The following is a 17,282-nucleotide window of genomic DNA, read 5'->3' on the forward strand; positions in this document are numbered from 1 at the left end:
TGTGCGGTTCGTCACATCCTGCAACCGTTTGCAGTGTTCTGTCAACAGTCTGCGCAAACAAATCTTTGTGGTCCGCGGCCCACTGCCGCGTTTTGCCGTAAATTGGGGGATTTCGTTGCTTTATGACAGACCCAAGTGCATATTGGTAATGAGTACAAACGTCGATTTTGTTGCATTTTGTTTCATAGGAGAGGCAAATTTCATGAGTTATTCCACTGCGTGGGCCATCGATCCCGACCGTGCCCTTCCCGCTGATCCGGCGACGCGGAGTATCGCCAGGGAGCTGTACGGCGCCGTCGCGGCCCTGCCGATTGTCTCCATGCACGGCCACGTGGAGGCCGACGTGTTCGTGGACAACGACTTTTTTGGGAACCCGGCGGAACTGCTCGTGATTCCCGACCACTACCTGGTGCGCATGCTGGTCTCCCAGGGCTACACCCCGGCTGAACTGGGTGTGGCCGACCGGCACGATGGTGCCTCGGCGGAACAGGACGCCCGCTTGATCTGGCGGCGGTTTTGCGAGAACTGGAAGCTTTTCCGCGGAACGCCCACCCGGTATTGGCTGGAGCACGAGCTGGCGGTCGTTTTTGAGACGCCGTTGCAGCCATCCGCAGAGAACGCCGACGCCTTGTTCGACCGGCTCTCGGCCCTGCTCCAAACCGAAGCGTTCCGGCCCCGGGCGATTCTTGAGCGCTTCAACGTGGAAATTCTGGCCACCACAGATTCGGCGTTGTCGGACCTGACCGCGCACCGAAAACTCAGCGATGAGCTTGGGCCCGGACGGATTGTCCCTACGTTCCGTCCCGATTCGCTGCTGCACGTCGATCATCCCCGGTGGCAGGAGGAAATCCGGATGCTCTCCGGGGTCTCCGGTGTGGAGGTGGCGGACTACGGCAGCTTCCTGGCCGCTCTCCGGCAGCGCCGCACCGCGTTCGTCGACGCCGGCGCCCGGGCCACCGACCACGGCCACCTGCTGGCGGACACCACACCGCTGCCGAAGGCGGAGGCGCAGCGCATCTTTGCCGCGGCGGCCCGCGGGGAGGTGACAACCCAGGAGGCCCAGGCCTTCTCCGGCAACATGCTCTACGAAATGGCCCGGATGTCCGTCGAGGACGGACTGGTGATGCAACTGCACCCCGGCGTGCTGCGGAACCACTGCCAGGGCATCTATGACTCCTACGGTCCGGACAAGGGCTTCGACATTCCGGTCAGCGTGGAGTTCACTCGTTCACTGCGGCCGCTGCTGGAGAGCTTCGGCATGAACAAGGACTTCCGCCTCATCGCGTTCACCACAGACGAAACGGTCTACTCCCGGGAACTTGCCCCCCTCGCCGGTTGCTATCCCGCCATGAAGCTCGGAGCACCATGGTGGTTCCTGGATAGTCCGGAACAGATGCGGCGTTTCCGCGAGTCGGCCGTCGAGACGGCCGGTTTCTACAACACGAGCGGCTTCGTCGACGACACCCGGGCGCTGGCGTCCATCCCGGCCCGCCATGACCTGTCCCGCCGGATCGACGCCGGCTACCTGGCGCGCCTCGTCGCCGAAGGGCGGCTGGGCATGGCCGAGGCCGTGGAAACCGCCGTCGACCTCACCTACAACCTGCCCCTGCAGTCCTACGCGGCCCGCAGCTGATACCGGAAGGAACATCAATGACAATACGCTCAGCCGAGGTCCTGATCAGCAGCCCGGGACGGAACTTCGTCACGCTGCGCATCACCACCGAGGACGGCGTGGTGGGGCTAGGCGATGCCACCGTTAACGGCCGCGAGCTGGCCGCCAGCGCCTACCTCACCGAACACGTCGTGCCGCTGCTGATCGGGCGCGACGAGGCGAAGATTGAGGACGCCTGGCAGTTTCTCTACCGGAGCGCCTATTGGCGCCGCGGTCCGATCACGATGGCCGCGATTGCCGCCGTCGACGTCGCCCTCTGGGACATCAAGGCAAAAGTGGCCGGCCTCCCGCTGTACCAGTTGCTGGGCGGTGCCTCGCGTACCGGGTGCCTGGCTTACGGTCACGCCTCGGGCACGGACCTGGACGCCCTGTGCGTATCGATCCAGAACCATCTGGATCAGGGCTTCAAGGCAATCCGCATCCAGACCGGTGTCCCCGGCCTGGGACAAATCTACGGTGTTGCAGGGGACCAGCGCCCGGGGCAGCGGTACGACTACGAACCGGCCAAGCGTCTGCCAAAGCCGGTGGAGGAACTGTGGGACACCCGCGCCTACCTCCGGCACGTTCCCGGTGTGTTCGCAGCGGTCCGGGAGAAGTTCGGCCCGGAGCTGATCCTGCTCCACGACGGCCACCACCGGATGACGCCGAATCAGGCCGCCTCCCTGGGGAAAAGCCTGGAGCCCTACGACTTGTTTTGGCTCGAGGACTGCACCCCGGGCGAAAACCAGGAGGGCATGCGCCGGGTCCGGTCCCAGACCACCACTCCGCTGGCAATCGGTGAGGTCTTCAACACCGTCTATGACTACCAGACGCTGATCACCGAGCAGCTGATCGATTACGTGAGATCCGCCGTCACGCACACCGGCGGCATCACGGCGTTGCGCAAGCTCATGGATTTCGCCGCGATCTACCAGATCAAGTCCGGTTTCCACGGCCCCACCGACATCTCACCTGTGGGCCAGGCGGCGCAGCTGCACCTGGGGCTGGCCATCCACAACTTCGGGATCCAGGAGTACATGAAGCACTCCGAGGAGACCCTGCAGGTTTTCCGCACCAGCTACACCTTCGGAGACGGACTGCTCCATCCCGGGGACAGCCCCGGGCTGGGCGTGGACTACGACGACGGGCTGGCCGCCGACTACGAGTACGCCCCGGCGTACCTGCCCGCTGCCCGCCTCCTGGACGGGACGGTGCACGACTGGTGAACGCCGTAAACACCGCCGCCGCCCTCCCCATTGAGTCCTGCGTGCTGAAGCTGGCCGCGGGGGACGACGTAGGGGTCGCCACCCGCGACCTCCCCGCCGGAACAACCCTCCTGGCCAGTGCCGGAACAGCCAGTGCCGGAACAGCGAGTGCCGGACTGGAACTGACGGTCAGCGACACCATTCCGCGCGGACACAAGATCGCGCTGCAGTTCGTGGCGGCCGGCGCCCCGGTTCGCAAATACGGGCAGCCGATCGGCCGCGCTCTGACTGACATCCGTCCCGGCGCCCACGTGCACACGCACAACCTCGGCATGGATGAGGTGGTCCAGGATTACGAGTTCGGCACGGCCCGGATCACTCCGCCGGTGCCACCCGGGCCGCGCCCCACTTTCCAGGGCTACCGCCGGGTCACCGGCAGGGCGGGCACCCGCAACTACGTCGGCATCCTGACCTCCGTCAACTGCTCGGCCAGCACGGCCCGGATGATCGCCGATCAGTTCCGCGGCAGCGCCCTGGACGATTTCCCCAACGTGGACGGGGTTTTCGCCCTGACCCACGGCAGCGGATGCGGCATGGTGCTCGGCAGCGCAGGCGCAGAAGTCCTGGTCCGCACCCTCCGCGGCTACGCGGCGCACCCGAACTTCGCGGGCATGCTGGTGCTCGGCCTGGGGTGCGAGATGCTGCAGACCGAGCGCTTCCTTGACCCGGAAACCGCGCCCGCGCTGATCGAGCGGCTCACCATCCAGGACTCCGGCGGCATCCGGGCCACCGTCAAAGCGGGGGTGGCTCTGATCCAGGGAATGCTTCCGGCCATCAACGCCCTGCAGCGCGAGCCGATTGATGTTTCTGAGCTGGTGCTCGGCCTGAACTGCGGCGGCTCGGACGGGTACTCCGGCATCACGGCCAACCCCGCACTCGGGGTCGCCTCGGACATGCTGGTCGCCTACGGTGGAACGTCGGCGCTCGCCGAGACCCCCGAGGTTTTTGGAGCCGAGCACCTGCTGACCCGCCGGTCCGTCGCACCCGAGGTCGGGCAGCGCCTGCTCGATCAGCTGGCCTGGTGGCAGGACTACGCGAGCTCCGGCGGCGGAAGCCTGGACAACAACCCTTCGCCTGGCAATAAGGCAGGCGGCCTGACCACCATCCTGGAGAAGTCACTGGGCGCGGTGGCCAAGGCCGGCCAGGCCGAGCTGTCCGCCGTTTACGCGTACGCGGAACCGATGACCAGCCCCGGGCTCGTGTTCATGGACACCCCCGGGTACGATCCGGTGTCCGTCACCGGGCTGGTCGCCGGCGGCGCCAACGTGGTGTGTTTTACCACCGGACGCGGCTCCGTGTTCGGCTGCAAGCCCGTGCCCAGTATCAAACTGGGCACCAACACCGAGCTCTATAACAGGATGCCCGAGGATCTTGACCTCAATTGCGGGGTCATTGTCGACGGGAAGGCAACGGTCCAGGAGCTGGGGGAGCAGATCTTCGCCCGCATCCTCGCCGTGGCGTCCGGAGCCCAAACCGTCAGTGAAGAACTCGATCTTGGACAGGAAGAATTCGTGCCATGGCAACTGGGAGCAGTGACATGAGCAGCGGGACGGAGTCCCTCCGGCGGCCCGCCGCGAGCGGAATCCTGCTGGCGGACCCCGTGGTGGCGGTCCTGCGGGCCGGTCACGCCCGTGAATACGAACCCGTTATCGCCGCTCTCGCCCATGGCGGAGTCCGGTCCATCGAACTGACCTTGAGCACGGCAGGGGTCTTCGAACTGCTGCCCGGGCTGATCAGCGGCTTTGGACATGACATCGAGATCGGCGTCGGCACCATCACCACGGAGGCCGAGGCGCGGCAGGCCATCGACGCCGGGGCGCGCTTTCTCGTCACCCCGGTGACCGACGTCGGCATCGTCCGCGCCGCCGTCGAGCGCGGGACACCCGTGTACCCGGGAGGCCTGACGCCCACGGAACTGCTGGCCGGATGGCGGTCCGGGGCCACGGCCGTCAAAGTCTTTCCCGCGTCCACGGTCGGGCCCGGTTACATTTCCCAGCTGCGGGGACCGTTCCCGGAACTGCAGGTCATCCCCTCCGGCGGCGTGGCAATTGAGGACGCGCCCGCCTGGATCCGTGCCGGGGCACTGGCCGTCAGCCTGGGCGGACCGCTCATCGGGGACGCCTTCAAGGGCGGTGACCTCGGCGAGCTCACCCGGCGGGCCAAGCGGGTCAGCGCCCTGGTGGCCGGGGCCCTCGGCAGCCGGAGCGCAAAGTGAATGACGGCACTGTTGCAGGCACACCCAGTGAGGTGGTCACCCTGGGCGAGACGATGGCGCTGATGAAAGCGGCTACCCCCGGTCCGCTGGCGTTCACCGAGTCCCTCCGGCTGGGCATTGGCGGCGCGGAAAGCAACGTGGCGATCGCCCTGCGGCGGCTCGGCACCTCGGTCACCTGGGTTGGCCGGGTGGGCGCCGACAGCCTGGGAGACCTGGTCCTGAGGGAACTTCTCGCTGAAGGACTCGACGTCGACTGCAGCCGCGACCCCGCGGCGCCCACCGGGCTCATGATCAAGGAACGGCGCACCACGGAAACGGCCAAGGTCTGGTACTACCGCTCCGGCAGCGCGGGCGCGGCCCTCGCACCGGAGCACGTTCCGGAGCGAAAAATCGCCGCCGCCCGCCTGCTGCACGTCACCGGCATCACTCCGGCGCTTTCCGCCTCCGCCGCGGCCGCGGTGCAGGCCGCGATCGACTGTGCCAAGACCGCCGGCACCCTGGTGTCCTTTGACCTTAACTACCGCTCAGCCCTGTGGCCCCAACATGCTGCGGCGGCCGCCTTCCAGGAGTTGGTCCGGCAGGCGGACGTCGTGTTTGCCGGCGACGACGAGGCAGCGATCGTGGTCGGTGACGCGGCCGACCCGTTCGAGCTGGCGCGCCGGCTTGCCGGGCTGGGCCCCGAGCAGGTGGTGATCAAGCTGGGCGCCCGAGGCTGCGTGGCCCGCATCGGCGGTCAGGAGTACCGCCAGAATGCCGTTCCGGTCCGGGCCGTGGACACCGTCGGGGCAGGGGATGCTTTTGTCGGCGGGTACCTCGCCGAACTGCTTGACGGCCAACCGGTACAGCAACGTCTACTGACGGCTGTGCGTACCGGCGCGTACGCGTGCCTGGTCTCCGGCGATTGGGAGGGAATGCCGCGGCGATCGGAGCTGGGGCTGCTGGACGCCGTCGAACCCGTGAGCCGCTGAACAATCAACGCGCCCCGGCACCTACTCGAGCAGCACGCCCGCCAGCTTTTCCGCGTTGGCTTCCAGCCATCTGCGGCGGCGCAGGATGAGCCCGCCCACGCCCTCGTTCCACATCCGGGCCCAGCCGCCGCCCAAAACCTGGGCGTTGTGTTCCATCCGCTGGTAGCTCAGGGCCGTCGCCGCAATTCCGGCGGCGGGCACCCGTCGGCGTTGTGTGGCTGTCCAGCCGTACGCGTCGGCGAAGATCCGCAGCCGCCGGAACGGGTCCGTTCCCTCCCAGCCAGGCCAGTGGTCGGCCGGATCCCGGAGCGGCACCCAGTGCATGGCGGTGTTGAAGGAATCCTTCAGGGCCGTTGTGGGCCCGGCGAGGTCAAAGTCCACCAGGCCGGCGGCGCGGCCGCACTGGACCACCACGTTTTGCGGGGTGACGTCCAGATGGCAGACCAACTCGGCAGGATCCTGGCTGACCGGCCGGGGTGGAAACGGGTGCTCCGCCGGCGCGAACCCGGCCGAGGCTTGGTGCAGGCGTCGCAGCAGCTGCGCGACGGAGACAAGCAGCTCCTCGGACTGGACCCACAGCTCCGGGACGGCACCAGCGCACTGCCCGGGCAGGAAGGTCAGCGCGTCCCTGCCCTCGGCGTCCCGGCCCAGAAAGCGCGGGGAACCGGCGAACCCGGCGTCCTCCAGCCAGTCGAGGTATGCGGCCACGGCCAGGGACTGCGGCTGGTGCGGGCGGCGGATGGTCCCGCCGACCCGCACCACACCTTCGGTGACATCGCCCGCCGGCATCTGCTCGACGTCGGACGCCTCGCCCGCGGCGGGGACGTAGACGCGGGACGCAACCGGTGCGCGGTGCCTGGAGCTCATCGGGTCAGCGTACGCCGCCCATCAGCTTCTTGATGGCAGGCGAAGCCACGGCGAGGCCGACCGCCAGCAGTATCGCCGTGCCGCCGATGCCGATGAAATACGGGAGTTCATCCTGCGGGTTGTACAGCCCGGCCAGGATGCCCGCCAGCGTGGTGCCCAATGAGACGGAGAGGAAAAACAGCGCCACCATCTGGGTGCGGAAGGCCTCCGGAGCCAGCTTGGTGGTCACGGACAAGCCGATGGGGGACAGGAACAGTTCCGCCAGAGTGAACAGGAACAGGATTCCGACCAGTGCCAGCAGCGGGGTCTTGCCAGCGCCGGTCAGCGGGATGAACGCCAGGAACGCGAGGCCCATCACGAAGAGACCGATCGAGAATTTCAGTGCCGAACCGGGCTGCCTGTTGCCCAGCCGGGTCCATACGGCAGCCAGGACACCCGCGAAGATGATGATGAACACCGGGTTGATCGACTGGACCCAGGCGGCCGGCATCTCCCAGCCGAAGAGGTTACGGTCCAGCTTCTCCTCCGAGTACACGGCGATAAATGTGAATTGCTGCTGGAACAGGGCCCAGAAGGCAGCCGAGGCGGCGTATAAGGGGATGAAGGCTGCCACCCGGCGGCGTTCGGTGCCGTTAACCAACTTGCTGCTGAAGATCAGCGCAAAGTAGAGAACCGACGCGGCGATTGCCGCGTACGCCATGGACATGGCCAGGTTGCCTGCGTTGACAATGCCGGTGGCGAGCAGCACGGCGATGACCACGGCGATGCCGGCGAAGCGCAGCCCGTACTTGCTGCGCTGGGCGGCGGGGAGCGGGTTATGCACCCGGTGCGCTTCTTCTGGCAGGTTCTTGCGGCCCATCGCGTAGATGGCCAGTCCCACGGCCATGCCGACGGCGGCAGCGCCGAAGCCCCAGTGGAACCCCTGGCTCACCTGCAGCCAGCCGGTGACCAGGGGGCCGATGAGCGCGCCGGCGTTGATGCCCATATAGAAGATGGAGAATCCGGCGTCGCGGCGTTCGTCGTTTTCCCGGTAGAGGCTTCCCACCAGGGCGGTGGCGTTGGCTTTCAGGCCGCCGGAACCGACGCCCACCAGCACCAGGCCGGCGATCAAACCGGGAATGCCCGGCACGAGGGCGAGGGCAATATGTCCGGCCATGATCATGACGGCGGAACCAAACAGCACCTTTTCAGAACCGAAGAGCCGGTCAGCGAGCCAGGCACCCAGGATCGTGGAGAGGTACACGCCGCCGCCGTAGGCGCCGACGAGGCTGGCGGCCAGCCCCTGCTCTATCTCCAGACCGCCCTGGGCGGCCGTGAAGTACATGTAGTAAAGCAGGATTCCCTGCATGCCGTAGAAGGAGAAGCGCTCCCACATTTCCACGGAAAAGAGGCTGGCCAGCATCTTTGGATGGCCGAAAAAGGACGTATCGCCCGGCGTTGGAGCGGGGGGATCGGTGAGATGGGTAGAGCTCATTTACTTAATGCTGACAGTGTGGCGCGGGATTGTCACATTGACGTCGCCCCGGAGCAAGTCAAGCGCCGGAATGTGTCGCCGGGCCGGGCGCGCTACCCGGCGTCGAACATGATGACCTGGCGGACCGCCTTCCCGTCGGCCAGCTGGTCCATGGCCTGGTTGATGTCCGCAAGCGCGATGCGCGCCGAGATCAGCTCCTCGACGGGCAGTTTGCCCTCCCGCCAGAGCTGCGCGTACTTCGGAATGTCCCGGGCCGGCACGGCAGAACCGAGGTAGCTGCCCACGATGGTCCTGGCCTCGGCGGTGACGGTCAGCGGCGAGATCTGGGCCCGGGCGTCCGGGTGCGGCAGGCCGGCGGTGATCGTGGTTCCGCCCACCGCGGTGGCGGCGAACGCGGTTTCGAAGGCCCGAGGGTTTCCGGCGCACTCGATCACATACCGGGCTTTGACGCCATCCGCCAAAACCTGCTGCGGGGTGTAAGTCTCGTGGGCGCCCAGGCGGCGCGCATGCTCGAGTTTCTGCTCGAGCGTGTCCACGGCGACAATCCGCGAGACCCCCTGGGAGACGGCTGTGATCAGTGCGGCCATCCCGACACCGCCGAGCCCCACGACCATTACGCTGTCCTGGGGACGGGGCCGGGCCGCGTTGAGGACAGCGCCGCCTCCGGTCAGGACGGCGCAGCCGAGGACGGCGGCGATGTCCGCCGGAATGTCATCACCCACCGGCACCGCAGAGGCGCGGTCCACGACGGCGTGTGTGGCGAAGCCCGAAACCCCCAGGTGGTGGTAGATGTTAGCGCCGCCGCGGCTCAGCCGCATCGACCCGTGCAGGAGGGTGCCTTCACCGTTGCTCTTGGAGCCCGCGGTGCAGGGGAGCCGGCCGTCTTCGGCGCAGTTTTCGCACTCTTCGCAGCGGGGCAGAAATGACATCACCACGCGCTGGCCCGGCACCAGGTCCGTGACCTCCGGGCCCACCTCGACGACGCGTCCGGCAGCCTCATGGCCCAGCAGCATGGGCACCGGACGCACCCGGTTGCCGTCCACGACGCTCAAGTCCGAGTGGCAGATGCCGGCGGCTTCGATCCTCACCAGGATCTCGGTGGGTCCGGGACCGGCCAACTCCAACTCGGAGATGGTGATGGGCCTGGAGTCCGCGAACGGCCGCGGGCGGCCGATTTCCTCAAGTACTGCACCGGTGATCTTCATCGATCCCTCTCGTATGGGAAGTTTCCCGTCCGGGAAGTTCCAGACTGGACATGTCCTGACCTGCTCAGCTAAACCGTAGCGGCCCAGGCCCGCGAATTCACCCGCTGACCGTGCGGCGGGGGTTAGAAACCCAGCTGCGTGGCCAGCTGCAGCAACAACGCCTCGGAACCCATCGGCCCGATCAGCTGCACACCCATCGGCAGTCCGGCACCCCTTGCCCCGCCGGTCCAGTGCACCGGGATGCTGATTGCCGGCAGTCCACAGACGTTCACCAGAGACGACCACGGTGCGTACTCGCACTGCTTGCGGTAGTCGCCGTCGGCGTCCCCGGCCCATTCGGCCGCCGGCCAGTACCCGATCCCGTGAGCCGTTCCGGTAAACCAGCCCACCGGGCGGGGTGTCTGGGCCAGCGCAGGCATAAGCATCAGATCCCAGGCAGCGTACTGGGCGATGGTGTCGTGCTGGAACTGGCGCAGGAAGCTCAGCGCTTCGGCCCGCGCCGCGGGTCCGCGTTGCTGGGCCCGGCGCCGGAAGGTGCGGGTCAGCGGGGTCAGGAGCGCCTCACGCTGTGGCGCGATCCGGGCATCGCCGACGGCGGCGGTCCACGCCGTCGTAAAGGCAGCCGGGTACCGGTTGTCGTAGTGAATGACGGCGTCCGCGGTCTCGTGGCCGGCCGCTTCGAGCAGGCGGATGCCCTCGGCGAGGGCATCGAGTGCCTCGGGCTCCGGGGTGAACGGGAAGATCCTTTGCCAGGGGCTCGCCAGGGTGACGCCGATCCGGAGTTTAGCCGGTTGCTGCGCGGCCAGGGCTAGGTAGCTGACCGCGGGGGCAGCGGAACTACGGGGCGGGGCAGGGACCAGCGCATCGAGGAGCAGGGCGGCGTCCGCCGCGGATCGCGCCAGCGGCCCGGACACCACCAGGCCGGCCGGGTCGCCGGTGCTTTCACCGGCGGGGACGAGGCCGCGTCCCGGTTTGAGCCCCACCAGTCCGCAGGCGGCGGCCGGAATGCGGACCGAACCGCCACCGTCGGAGCCGGGCGCGAAGGGAATCAGCCCGGCGGCCACCGCAGCGGCGCTTCCGCCGGTGGACCCGCCCGAGCTGCGGCTGAGGGCATACGGGTTCCGCGACGGCGGCGCGATCCGGTTCTCGCTGTAAGCCGTGAGCCCGAACTCCGGGACCTGGGTTTTTCCCAGCGAGACCACGCCCGCCTGCCTGAGCCGGCCGACGATCGCGCTGTCGGTCAGCGCCGGCTTGTGGTCCAGGGCGGCGCTGCCGTGCGAGGTCACGACGCCGGCGACGTCCGTAAGGTCTTTGAAAGCGACCGGCATTCCATGCAGCAGCGCCGGTTCGCTTCCCTCGCGGGCGGACCTGACGTGGGCTTCGTCCGCAGCCGCCGCGGCCAGCAGGGCCTGCTCGGCTGTGACCGTAATGAATGCGCCAAGATGCGGGTTTTCCGCCGCAATCCGGTCCAGATAGTGTGCAGTCGCCTGCCGGGAGGAGAGCTCACCCCTGCGCAGGGCGTTCCGGAGCTCCACGGCCGGAAGTTCATGGATTTCAGGCACGGCGCCGCGGCCCCGGCTCTTCCCCGGCGGAACATGTCCGCTGGTGGCGCGGGCGGATGGGGGCTGCCGGGATGGTGCGCGGATCAGTAGCCGGGGGTCTCCTGTGCACCATCCCCACAGCGTAACGTGCTGCCGGCCGAGGGTGCGGCACGGGCGGCTGGCGATACGCTAAGGGCAGAGCCAAACATTCCATGGAAGGACGACCATGAGCGACTTCGACACCGTGACCGTTTCCGACATCCCTGACGGGGCCAAAATCCTCGATGTCCGCGAAGACTACGAGTGGGTGGCGGGGCACGCCGCCGGAGCCCTGCACATCCCATTGGACCAGCTTCCCGCCCGGATCGAGGATCTGGACCCGGACGAGGATCTCTTCGTTATTTGCCGCACCGGCGGCCGTTCTTTCCGTGCTGCCCAGTGGCTCTGCGGACAGGGGTATTCCGCCCTGAATGTGGCCGGTGGGATGGACCAGTGGCTGGAAGCCGGAATGCCGCTGGTGTCCGACAACGGACTCAAGCCCGTCATCCTGTAGTCAAAGAAAGAAGCGCCGATGCCCGCCTCACCCCTCACCTACACCTTTCTCGGACCCGCGGGCACCTTCACCGAGGCGGCCCTGATGCAGGTACCAGACGCGGCGGAAGCCACCCGCGTGCCCGCGTCGAACGTCAACGCGGCGCTGGACAAGGTCCGGGACGGTTCCGCCGACGCAGCCATGGTGCCCATCGAGAACTCCGTGGAGGGCGGCGTCACCGCCACCCTCGATGCCATAGCCACAGGACAGGAACTGCGGATCCTGCGCGAGGCCTTGGTGCCGATCAGTTTTGTCCTGGTGGCCCGGGCCGGTATCCGGATCGAGGACATCCGGCGGATTTCCACCCATGGCCACGCCTGGGCGCAGTGCAGGCTCTGGGCCGAAAATAACATTCCCGATGCGGAATACGTTCCGGGGTCTTCCACTGCAGCTGCGGCCATGGGACTGCTGGAGGATGGCGTCCACTACGACGCCGCCATCTGCGCCCCGATCGTGGCCGCCGAGCAGCCGGGCCTGACCGTGCTGGCGGAAGACATCGGCGATAACCCGGGGGCAGTCACCCGCTTTGTGTTGGTCGGACGGCCCGGTCAACTGCCGGAGCCAACGGGCGCGGACAAGACCACGGTGGTGGTGCCCCTGCCGGAAGACCGCCCGGGCGCGCTGATGGAAATCCTCGACCAGTTCGCCACCCGCGGAGTGAACCTCAGCCGGATTGAGTCCCGGCCCACCGGCCAGTACCTGGGCCATTACTTCTTCAGCATCGACGCGGACGGCCACGTCGCGGACGCCCGGATGGCGGATGCCCTGGCAGGTTTGCACCGGATCAGCCCGGCCACCCGCTTCCTGGGTTCCTATGGCCGCGCCGACGGACACCGGACCGTCGTGGAGCCGCACACCTCGGACCAGGCGTTCCGGGCCGCGCATGCCTGGGTCAAAGACATACTGTCCGGAGCATCTGTGGTCCCGGAATATCTGACGAAAGCTTCGCCCACAGCGTAGGCAAAAGCCACACGGGGCGCTTCCGCCCTTCTGAAACTGTGCGTATGCTTGCCTGATCCATATTGGGGAAGTCCTCAACCGAGGGAGCAGGAGCAGGTCATGGCAGATACCAGCCTAGAAAATGACGGCCAGGGAATGATCGTGAATCCCAAGCCGACCGCTGACAATCAGGACTGGGACGGGGACGACGCCGACCGTGCAGACCGGCTGCGCTTCGAAGAGGAGCAGGCAATGATCCGCGAGCAGTCCGAGGCGCGCGCTGCCAAAGCCGCAGCCGAGGCAAAAAAGGCTGCCGACGCGAAGAACGAGGCCAGCGCCTAAACCGCCTCGCTGCCGTCCCTAACCCGGACGAGCAGCGAGCCGGGGGCCACCTGGACGGTGACCTTCGTCGCGGCGCCGGTGGGATCGCCGTCCACCTGTGTAGCCATTGGTTCCGCGCAGCGGATGGTGATCTGACCCGACCGGTAATACGTCATCACCGGCAGGTTTCGCTTGTGCTTAAGGACAATCTTCCAGTACATCGCCAGCCAGCCAATCGCGCTGCGCGGGCTCATGACCACGACGTCGAGCATTCCGTCGTCGATCATGGCTTGAGGTATGAAGTCGATCCCGCCGGGGATCAGGCCGCAGTTGGCGAACAGCACGCTGCGGATCTTCCGGCTCTGGTGCGGCTGGCCGTCCAGCGAGATGGAGACCTTCTTGCGGCGGCCGGGAAGATGGCGCACACCGGCCTCGGTGTAAGCCAGCCAGCCCACCGCTCTTTTGAGTCCATCGCTGGTGTCCCCCACCACTTCTGCGTCCATGCCAATGCCGGCAATGACCAGGAACGTGTGTTCCGCTGAGGTGCCGGTCCGGGAATTCTCCACCCGCATCCGGGCCGTGTCGATGAATCGCTGGTGCCCGAACAACGCGGTCTCGATATTTGCGTGCAGGTCACCCACCGCCAGATGGATATTACGGGCCAGCAGGTTTCCGGTGCCGAGCGGTATCAGGCCCATGGCGGTGTCCGTGCCGGCAAGGATGTCAGCTACGACCCTGACGGTGCCGTCACCGCCGCCCACGAGGACGACGTCGGCACCGTATTCCACGGCTGCCCTCGCCTGCGAGAAACCGGGGTCCTCAGCGGTGGTGTCAAAAAACCGCGGCGGCATCCAACCGGCAGCTGCGCAGGCATCCTCAATCAGGCCGCGGGCCTCGTCCGAGCGGGACTTGATCGGATTCATCACCACGGCCACCTTCTGCTGGCCGAGGCCCGGGCTGTGGGTTTCCTCCCACACGGCGCTGCGGGTGTGCCGGGCTTTGAGCTTGCGCACTCCCCACCAACTGGAGAGGGCAAAGGCCAGGACTCCAGCGATAACGAGATAGAGCAGCCAGTCGCGCATGGTGCTCCCACACTATCCCGCCGCTGGCCATGGGCCTGTTTGCCCGGCAACGGCGGCCGGATTGGATACTCTTGTCAGGTGATCGATGTAAAAGACCTCAGCGAAAATCCGGATAAGTTCCGGGCCAGCCAGCGCGCCCGCGGTGCCGACGAATCCGTGGTGGACGCGATCATCTCCGCGGATTCGTCCCGGCGTGCCGCCCTCATCCGCTTTGAAAACCTCAGGGCCGAGCAGAATGCCTTCGGTAAGAAGGTGGCGCAGGCCAAAGGCGAGGAGAAACAAGCCCTGCTGGCGGAGGTCAAGGTCCTGGCAGGCGAGGTCAAGGCCGCGTCCGCGGAGGCAGACACCGCACAGGCCGCCCACGAGGAACTCCTGCGCGGGATTCCCAACCTCATCGAGGACGGTGTGCCCGCAGGCGGCGAGGATGACTACATCGTGGTCAAAACCGTCGGCACCCCCAGGGAATTCCCGGATTTCGAGCCCAAAGACCACTTGGAAATCGGTGAGCTGATCGGCGCCATCGACATGGAACGCGGCGCCAAGGTTTCTGGTTCGCGGTTCTACTTCCTGCGCGGTGCCGGCGCCCGGCTGGAAATGGCGTTGCTGCAGATGGCCATGGAGCAGGCGATCGATGCCGGCTTCGTGCCGATGATCACCCCCACCCTGGTCCGGCCGGAAACCATGCAGGGCACCGGGTTCGACGTCAAGCATGACGCTGAAATCTACCGGCTCGCCGAGGACGACCTGTACCTGGTGGGCACCTCTGAGGTGGCGCTGGCCGGGTACCACGCGGACGAAATCCTGGACCTCTCCGGCGGCCCCATCCGCTACGCCGGTCAGAGCTCCTGCTACCGCCGGGAAGCCGGCTCGCACGGCAAGGACACCCGCGGGATTATCCGCGTGCATCAGTTCAACAAGGTGGAGATGTTCATCTACACCACCCTCGAGGAGGCGGCGGCCGAGCACGCCCGGCTGCTGGCCTGGGAAGAGGAGATGCTCGCCAAGTGCGAACTACCCTACCGGGTAATTGATACCGCTGCCGGGGACCTCGGAAACTCCGCAGCCCGCAAGTTCGACTGCGAGGCCTGGGTTCCGACGCAGGGCGCCTACCGTGAGCTGACCTCGACCTCCAACTGCACCACCTTCCAGGCCCGCCGGCTGAACATCCGTGAACGTGTGCTTAACGGGGACGGGGCATCGAAGGGCACCCGGGCCGTCGCCACACTTAACGGCACCCTGGCCACCACCCGTTGGATCGTGGCCATTCTGGAGCACCACCAGAACCCGGACGGCTCCGTCAACATTCCGCAGGCGCTGCAGAAATACCTTGGCGGGATGACGGTCTTTCCCGTCATCTGAGCCGTCAACAGCTGTTCACCCCGGATTCACCGTGCGCTGTGGCCTGCGTCCTAGCGGCGGCCGGGGGTGTCTGCTCTACTTATTGGATGACAACATTGACTGAAACCTCAGTCGCCGGCAACGATGACCGGCGAGAGAACAACCGAAACAACACGAACACCGCAGCCCATAAGCTGATGGTTGCGCTCGACGTCGACGGCACCCTGGTGGACCATGACGGCCACATGTCCGTTCCCGTCCGGGAAGCCGCCCAGGACGTCGTGGCAGCGGGACACCATGTCACCATCGCGACCGGCCGATCGCTCAACGCGACCCTGCCCATCATTGAGCACATCGGCATCGAAAACGGTTACGCCGTGTGCTCCAACGGCGGAGTCACCCTGAGGCTGGATCCCAGCCTTTCCGACGGCTACGAAGTTGTGCACAAGGCGACCTTCGATCCGGGCCCCGCGCTGCGGGCATTGCGCAAGCGGCTGCCCTCGGCCAAATACGCCTTGGAAGACGCGGACGGAAACTTTCTCTCCACCGAGCGTTTCCAGGACGCCAGCTTCGGTGTCGAGGCCATCGGCGTCGACTTCCAGACCATGCTCGAAGCCACGGCCGTGCGCGTTGTGGTCTTCAGTTCCGAGAACACCCCCGAGGAGTTCAACACCGCCATCCGCCATATCGGCCTGGCCGGTGTTACGTATTCGGTGGGGTGGACGGCATGGCTGGACATCGCCGCCGCAGGGGTGACCAAAGCGAGTGCACTTGAGCACCTCCGGGCCCGGCTGAGCATTGAGGCGCACCGTACGGTGGCCGTCGGCGACGGCCGCAACGACATTGAGATGCTGACCTGGGCCGCCCGCGGCGTCGCCATGGGCCAGGCGCCGCAGGAAGTCATCGCCGCCGCGGACGAGGTTACCCACTCCGTTTTTGACGATGGCGCCGCCCACGTGCTGCGGAGTCTGCTGCTCTAACCGCCGGGCCGTCAACGGTCGGGCGTGCTGTCAGCGCACTTCGAGGATCAGGCCTAAAAGCCGGGCCGCGGCGGGCCGCGCCGCGTGTTCCTCGTTCCACTGCGCCCGGGCCACGGCCTTGCTGACCGCCTGGGTGGTGATTCCGAGTTCTTCGGCGACGGTTTTCTGCTGTCCGCGGACGCCGGGGGTCAGCAGGTCCAGGACCCGCCATTCCGCCGGGCTCCGGTCGTGCACAATGTGCCCCAGCAAGCGCAGCACGGCCTCGGCCTCCGCTGCCAGCTCGGCCAGCGGGCCCTCCACCGCCACCGGAATGCGGTCCTTGCCGTTGCGGAGCCGGTCGACGGCGCGGCGGGCATAGATCAATCCGTGGCCGGAGGCGTCTTTGATCTGGTTCGGCAGGGGCTCGTTGACGGGCCCGACGCCGATGCCGACGTACCAGCTGCCGGTCCGCAGGGCAATCATCGCCGCTTCGACAGCCTGGCGTGGGCAGTCCACGATGCCCTGGACCTCGTCCTCCACGGAGCGGTCAAAATCGAGGCGCGCCGGAATGTGCCGCAGGTCCTTGAGGAGCTGCGGCACGCAGTCGCCGTCGCGCCGGCTGTCGGTTTGGTTGATGGTCAGCGTGAACATTCTGAATCCACACTACCCGTTGGTAAATGCGTGGCAAATGTCCCAGTCCCGCCGCATTCCCTGGCGGGCAGGGCTACGGCCGGGCCACCGATAACCCCCGCAGCAGCCAGGCTTCGGCCCCAGAAGTGGCTCCCCCCGGGTTGCCCTAACTGCCGGGAGATGTTGCGATGGAGGCTGCGCCACCGACGGCGGCCCGAGGGAAACGAGAACTGCA

Annotated in this window: 16 protein-coding genes; 10 read left to right on the top strand and 6 right to left on the bottom strand. The window is 66.9% G+C overall.

The features are described 5' to 3' along the window. Positions 1-202: 202 nt before the first annotated feature. Genes uxaC through RCH15_RS07200 form a run of 5 tightly spaced genes read left to right on the top strand, consistent with a single transcriptional unit; the run spans position 203 to position 6,099 of the window. The gene (gene uxaC, locus RCH15_RS07180) at positions 203-1,633 is read left to right on the top strand and encodes a glucuronate isomerase (RefSeq protein ID WP_326959479.1); all 1,431 of its coding nucleotides are present in this window, start codon (positions 203-205) and stop codon (positions 1,631-1,633) included. Positions 1,634-1,650: 17 nt separating this feature from the next. After that, a complete protein-coding gene (gene manD / locus RCH15_RS07185; RefSeq protein WP_326959481.1) occupies positions 1,651-2,877 on the top strand; it encodes a D-mannonate dehydratase ManD in 1,227 nt (408 codons plus the stop codon). Next, positions 2,874-4,457 (top strand): UxaA family hydrolase, encoded by a 1,584-nt coding sequence (locus RCH15_RS07190; protein ID WP_326959483.1) that lies wholly within the window; start codon positions 2,874-2,876, stop codon positions 4,455-4,457. Before manD ends, RCH15_RS07190 begins: the two co-directional genes overlap by 4 nt. Continuing rightward, the gene (locus RCH15_RS07195) at positions 4,454-5,131 is read left to right on the top strand and encodes a bifunctional 4-hydroxy-2-oxoglutarate aldolase/2-dehydro-3-deoxy-phosphogluconate aldolase (RefSeq protein ID WP_326959485.1); all 678 of its coding nucleotides are present in this window, start codon (positions 4,454-4,456) and stop codon (positions 5,129-5,131) included. The genes RCH15_RS07190 and RCH15_RS07195 overlap by 4 nt, the downstream gene beginning before the upstream one ends. Beyond that, entirely contained in the window at positions 5,128-6,099 is a 972-nt protein-coding gene (locus tag RCH15_RS07200) for a sugar kinase (protein WP_326959487.1), read from the top strand. Before RCH15_RS07195 ends, RCH15_RS07200 begins: the two co-directional genes overlap by 4 nt. 21 nt (positions 6,100-6,120) lie before the next feature. Here RCH15_RS07200 and RCH15_RS07205 read toward each other — a convergent pair whose 3' ends face one another. The 4 genes from RCH15_RS07205 to RCH15_RS07220 form a co-directional block, all read right to left on the bottom strand. After that, on the bottom strand, positions 6,121-6,966 hold the full coding sequence (locus tag RCH15_RS07205) for a phosphotransferase (RefSeq protein WP_326959489.1): 846 nt from the start codon (positions 6,964-6,966) through the stop codon (positions 6,121-6,123). 4 nt (positions 6,967-6,970) lie between these two features. Further along, entirely contained in the window at positions 6,971-8,440 is a 1,470-nt protein-coding gene (locus RCH15_RS07210) for a peptide MFS transporter (RefSeq protein WP_326959491.1), read from the bottom strand. Between the two features lie 92 nt (positions 8,441-8,532). Continuing rightward, on the bottom strand, positions 8,533-9,645 hold the full coding sequence (locus RCH15_RS07215; RefSeq protein WP_326959493.1) for an alcohol dehydrogenase catalytic domain-containing protein: 1,113 nt from the start codon (positions 9,643-9,645) through the stop codon (positions 8,533-8,535). Between the two features lie 122 nt (positions 9,646-9,767). Continuing rightward, positions 9,768-11,207 carry an amidase gene (locus RCH15_RS07220; protein WP_326959494.1) on the bottom strand — a complete coding sequence of 480 codons (1,440 nt, stop codon included), beginning with the start codon at positions 11,205-11,207 and terminating at the stop codon, positions 9,768-9,770. Positions 11,208-11,412: 205 nt separating this feature from the next. Here RCH15_RS07220 and RCH15_RS07225 point away from each other — a divergent pair, with 205 nt between their 5' ends. The 3 genes from RCH15_RS07225 to RCH15_RS07235 all read left to right on the top strand — a co-directional run bounded on the left by RCH15_RS07225 (position 11,413) and on the right by RCH15_RS07235 (position 13,059). Further along, a complete protein-coding gene (locus RCH15_RS07225; RefSeq protein ID WP_326959495.1) occupies positions 11,413-11,739 on the top strand; it encodes a rhodanese-like domain-containing protein in 327 nt (108 codons plus the stop codon). 18 nt (positions 11,740-11,757) lie between these two features. Next, positions 11,758-12,738 (top strand): prephenate dehydratase, encoded by a 981-nt coding sequence (gene pheA, locus RCH15_RS07230; protein ID WP_326959497.1) that lies wholly within the window; start codon positions 11,758-11,760, stop codon positions 12,736-12,738. Positions 12,739-12,837: 99 nt separating this feature from the next. Next, positions 12,838-13,059: a hypothetical protein gene (locus RCH15_RS07235; RefSeq protein WP_326959499.1), complete on the top strand. Its 222-nt coding sequence runs from the start codon at positions 12,838-12,840 to the stop codon at positions 13,057-13,059. On the opposite strand, the gene RCH15_RS07240 is transcribed toward RCH15_RS07235, so the two are convergent. After that, positions 13,056-14,120, bottom strand: a complete 1,065-nt coding sequence (locus tag RCH15_RS07240) for a diacylglycerol/lipid kinase family protein (protein ID WP_326959501.1) — start codon at positions 14,118-14,120, stop codon at positions 13,056-13,058. The two genes, RCH15_RS07235 and RCH15_RS07240, sit on opposite strands and share 4 nt — an antisense overlap. 78 nt (positions 14,121-14,198) lie before the next feature. On the opposite strand from RCH15_RS07240, the gene serS reads away from it, so the two are divergent. Both serS and RCH15_RS07250 read left to right on the top strand, forming a co-directional pair. Further along, positions 14,199-15,479 (top strand): serine--tRNA ligase, encoded by a 1,281-nt coding sequence (serS, locus tag RCH15_RS07245; RefSeq protein ID WP_326959503.1) that lies wholly within the window; start codon positions 14,199-14,201, stop codon positions 15,477-15,479. An 86-nt stretch (positions 15,480-15,565) separates the two neighbouring features. Then, positions 15,566-16,438: an HAD family hydrolase gene (locus RCH15_RS07250; protein WP_326959505.1), complete on the top strand. Its 873-nt coding sequence runs from the start codon at positions 15,566-15,568 to the stop codon at positions 16,436-16,438. Between the two features lie 30 nt (positions 16,439-16,468). Here the strand turns inward: RCH15_RS07250 and RCH15_RS07255 are convergent, their stop codons facing one another. Beyond that, a complete protein-coding gene (locus RCH15_RS07255) occupies positions 16,469-17,068 on the bottom strand; it encodes a MarR family transcriptional regulator (RefSeq protein WP_326959507.1) in 600 nt (199 codons plus the stop codon). Positions 17,069-17,282: the final 214 nt, after the last annotated feature.

The sequence above is a fragment of the Arthrobacter sp. MP_M4 genome (assembly GCF_035984855.1).
Taxonomy (GTDB): domain Bacteria; phylum Actinomycetota; class Actinomycetes; order Actinomycetales; family Micrococcaceae; genus Arthrobacter.